This is a genomic window from Streptomyces triticirhizae, from assembly GCF_003696235.1.
GTDB lineage: Bacteria > Actinomycetota > Actinomycetes > Streptomycetales > Streptomycetaceae > Streptomyces > Streptomyces triticirhizae.
In genome coordinates, this window is the sequence record NZ_RFFJ01000322.1 from 1 (window position 1) to 3887 (window position 3887).

The window sequence follows — 3887 nt, forward strand, 5'->3', positions numbered from 1 at the left end:
GCCCGCCCCTGGCCGCCCCGCCCGCCCCGAACGGCGAACGGGCTCAGCGCCGCTTCTGCTCCTGGAGCCTGGCCACATAGGCGGCGGCCTGCGAGCGGCGCTCCATCCCCAACTTGGCCAGCAGCGCGGAGACATAGTTCTTGATGGTCTTCTCCGCCAGGTGCAGCTCCTGGCCGATCGCCCGGTTGGTCAGGCCGTCGCCGATCAGCTCCAGAATGCGTCGTTCCTGGTCGGTCAGCTGCGCCAACCGGTCGTCCTCGCTCTTCTCGCCGCCGCGCAGCCGTTCCAGCACCCGTTGGGTCGCGTCCGGGTCGAGCAGCGACTTGCCGGCCGCGACGTCCCGCACGGCCGAGAGCAGCTCCGTGCCCCGAATGGCCTTGAGGACATAGCCGGAAGCGCCGGCCATGATCGCGTCGAAGAGCGCCTCGTCGTCCGCGTACGAGGTGAGCATCAGGCAGCGGATCGACTCGTCGCGCGAACGGATGTCCCGGCACACCTCGACGCCGCTGCCGTCCGGCAGCCGCACGTCCAGCACCGCGACGCGTGGGTTCACGGTCGGGATGCGGTCCAGGGCCTCGGCCGCCGTGCCGGCCTCGCCGACCACCTCGATGTCCGGCTCCATGGCCAACAGCTCGTGCACACCGCGCCGCACGACCTCGTGGTCGTCCAGGAGAAACACGGTGATCGCACCGTCTTCTGCGTTTTCGGGCACCTTGTCAGTTTTCCACAGGACCCGCACGCACGCCTTCCCGCGAAGCGGAGGCGCGGGTTAACGTGCGAGATACCCGCTGCCCGTAACGCCCCGACCAGCGTCTCTTCCGGCGCACCCGCCGGTTACTTGGATATCCAGGTAAATCCGCAGGTCAGGGCCGCTTTCGCAGCTTGTGAACCGTCTGGATACCGTGCTCTTATAAGGCGGACGAAACGGGACGGGAGAGCGGGGTGTAGGGAATCGCTCGGTTCCCGTCCGACGCACCCACCCCGTGCGCCGCAGGGACCGGGCGAACCGCACTGGTCGCCCGGCGGACCCCGGGGGCCGGACCGACGGAGGAACACGAGTGACCGTGGAGAGCACCTCGCGCGACACCTCGCGCAGCAGCACCACCACGCAGGAGTCCACCGCCCGCCCACCGGCAGGGGACGCCACGGACCGCGCCCCGAGCACCACCACGGCGAAGAAGTCCACGACGAGGAACGGCACCGCGAAGAACGGCGCGAAGCGGACCGCGACGAAGGGCGGTTCGGCGAAGAACGCGCCCGCGAAGACCGGCGCGGCGAAGAGCGCGCCCAGGAAGACCGCCGCCGCCAGGCGGGCGGGGACGCGGAAGGCCGCCACCGAGGCGCCCGCGAGCCAGGCCCCCGCCCCGGAGATGGTGCAGCTGCTCACCCCCGAGGGCGAACGCGTCGAGCACCCCGACTACCCGCTGACCGTCAGCCACGAGGAACTCCGTGGCCTCTACCGGGACATGGTGCTCAGCCGCCGCTTCGACGCCGAGGCCACCGCCCTCCAGCGCCAGGGCGAACTCGGCCTGTGGCCCTCGATGTTGGGCCAGGAGGCCGCGCAGATCGGCTCCGGCCGCGCGCTGCGCCCCGCCGACTACGTCTTCCCCACCTACCGCGAGCACGGCGTCGCCTGGTGCCGGGGCGTCGACCCGATCCAGCTGCTCGGCATGTTCCGGGGCGTCAACCACGGCGGCTGGGACCCCAACAGCAACAACTTCCACCTCTACACCATCGTCATCGGCTCCCAGGTGCTGCACGCCGCCGGCTACGCGATGGGCGTCGCCAAGGACGGCGCCGACGCCGCCGTGATGGCGTACTTCGGCGACGGCGCCTCCAGCCAGGGCGACGTGGCCGAGGCGTTCACCTTCGCCGCCGTCTACAACGCGCCGGTCGTCTTCTTCTGCCAGAACAACCAGTGGGCCATCTCCGAACCCACCGAACGCCAGACCCGGGTGCCGCTCTACCAGCGCGCCGCCGGCTACGGCTTCCCCGGGCTGCGGGTCGACGGCAACGACGTGCTGGCCGTGCTCGCCACCACCCGCGCCGCCGCCGAGCTGGTCCGCAGCGGCCAGGGACCCACGCTGATCGAGGCGTTCACCTACCGGATGGGCGCGCACACCACCTCGGACGACCCGACCCGCTACCGCCGCCAGGAGGAGCTGGAGTCCTGGGAGGCCAGGGACCCGATCCTGCGGCTGCGCCGCCATCTGGACCGCGAGGGCGCCGCCGACGAGGGCTTCCACGCCGAACTGGAGGCGGAGAGCGACGCGTTGGCCCGCCGGGTGCGGGAGGCCATCCGCACCATGCCGGACCCCGACCCGATGGCGATGTTCGACCACGTCTACGCCGACGGACACACCCTGGTGGACGAGGAGCGGGCCCAGTTCGCCGGCTACCTCGCCTCCTTCGCCGACCACGAGGGGAACTGACATGACCGCAGAGAAGTTGTCGTTCTCCAGGGCGCTCAACGCGGCGCTCCGCTCCTCCCTGGAGTCCGACCCCAAGACGCTGGTGATGGGCGAGGACGTCGGCAAGCTCGGCGGGGTCTTCCGGATCACCGACGGGCTCCAGAAGGACTTCGGCGAGGAGCGGGTGATCGACACCCCGCTGGCCGAGTCGGGCATCATCGGCACCGCCATCGGCCTGGCGCTGCGCGGCTACCGGCCGGTCGCCGAGATCCAGTTCGACGGCTTCGTCTTCCCCGCCTACGACCAGATCGTCACCCAGCTGGCCAAGATGCACGCCAGGGCGCTCGGCAAGATCAAGCTGCCGGTCGTCATCCGCATCCCCTACGGCGGCGGCATCGGCGCCGTCGAGCACCACAGCGAGTCGCCCGAGGCGCTCTTCACCCATGTCGCGGGGCTCAAGCTGGTCACCCCGTCCAACCCGTCGGACGGGTACTGGATGCTGCGGCAGGCCATCGAGTGCGACGACCCGGTGATCTTCCTCGAACCCAAGGGCCGTTACTGGGAGAAGGGCGAGGTCGACCCCGAGGGCATCCCCGACGCGCTGCACACGGCGCGCGTCGTGCGGCCCGGCACCGACCTGACCGTGGTCGCCTACGGCCCGACGGTCCGCACCGCGCTCCAGGCGGCCAAGGCCGCCGAGGAGGAGGGCAGGTCGCTCGAGGTGGTGGACCTCAGGTCGCTCTCGCCGATCGACTTCGACACCGTCCAGCGCTCAGTGGAGCGGACCGGCCGGCTGGTGGTCGTGCACGAGGCGCCCGTCTTCCAGGGCGTGGGCGCCGAGGTGGCGGCCCGGATCACGGAGCGCTGCTTCTACCATCTGGAGGCCCCGGTGCTGCGGGTCGGCGGGTTCCACGCGCCGTATCCGCCGGCACGGTTGGAGGACGAGTACCTCCCCGGGCTCGACCGGCTGCTCGACGGCGTCGATCGCGCCTTGGCGTACTGAGGGAGAGGCTGAGGAGAGTCGTGACGATGGCTGCGGCACAACAACAGCGCTACCGCGAGTTCAGAATGCCGGACGTGGGCGAGGGGCTCACCGAGGCGGAGATCCTCAAGTGGCTGGTCAAGCCCGGGGACTCGGTGACGGACGGGCAGGTCGTGGTGGAGGTGGAGACCGCCAAGGCGGCGGTCGAGCTGCCGATTCCCTACGACGGCCTGGTCGGCGAGATCCTCTTCCCCGAGGGCACCACGGTCGAGGTGGGCACGCCGATCATCACGGTGGACACCGGCGGCCCCGAGGGCGAGGCCGACGAGGCGCCGGCGGAGCCGGCCGCCCCCGCCGCCGAGGAGGGCGCGGCGCGCGAGCCGGTGCTCGTCGGCTACGGCGTCTCCACGCCCAGCGGCCGGCGGCGGCCCCGGAAGACCCCGCCGCCCCCGTCCGTTCCCGAGCCGACGGCGGAGCCGGCGCCCGAGCCGGCG

At 71.6% G+C, this 3887-nt stretch carries 4 protein-coding genes; 3 read left to right on the forward strand and 1 reads right to left on the reverse strand.

Annotated features, from left to right (window positions below; genetic code table 11):
- Positions 1 to 43: 43 nt before the first annotated feature.
- Entirely contained in the window at positions 44 to 712 is a 669-nt protein-coding gene (locus EBN88_RS28995; RefSeq protein WP_233581093.1) for a response regulator, read from the reverse strand.
- Between the two features lie 346 nt (positions 713 to 1058).
- On the opposite strand from EBN88_RS28995, the gene pdhA reads away from it, so the two are divergent.
- The 3 genes from pdhA to EBN88_RS29010 all read left to right on the forward strand — a co-directional run.
- On the forward strand, positions 1059 to 2432 hold the full coding sequence (gene pdhA / locus EBN88_RS29000; protein WP_122399976.1) for a pyruvate dehydrogenase (acetyl-transferring) E1 component subunit alpha: 1374 nt from the start codon (positions 1059 to 1061) through the stop codon (positions 2430 to 2432).
- Between the two features lies 1 nt (position 2433).
- Positions 2434 to 3414, forward strand: coding sequence for an alpha-ketoacid dehydrogenase subunit beta (locus EBN88_RS29005; RefSeq protein WP_122399977.1), 981 nt, complete (start codon positions 2434 to 2436; stop codon positions 3412 to 3414).
- A gap of 26 nt (positions 3415 to 3440) precedes the next feature.
- A partial coding sequence (locus tag EBN88_RS29010) for a biotin/lipoyl-containing protein (RefSeq protein WP_325052789.1) occupies positions 3441 to 3887 on the forward strand: 447 nt, incomplete at its 3' end.

What these genes read in the sequence shown, in the direction of transcription:
- EBN88_RS29005 (WP_122399977.1), top strand. Translation starts at nt 2,434, where the DNA reads ATGACCGCAGAGAAGTTGTCGTTCTCCAGGGCGCTCAACGCGGCGCTC.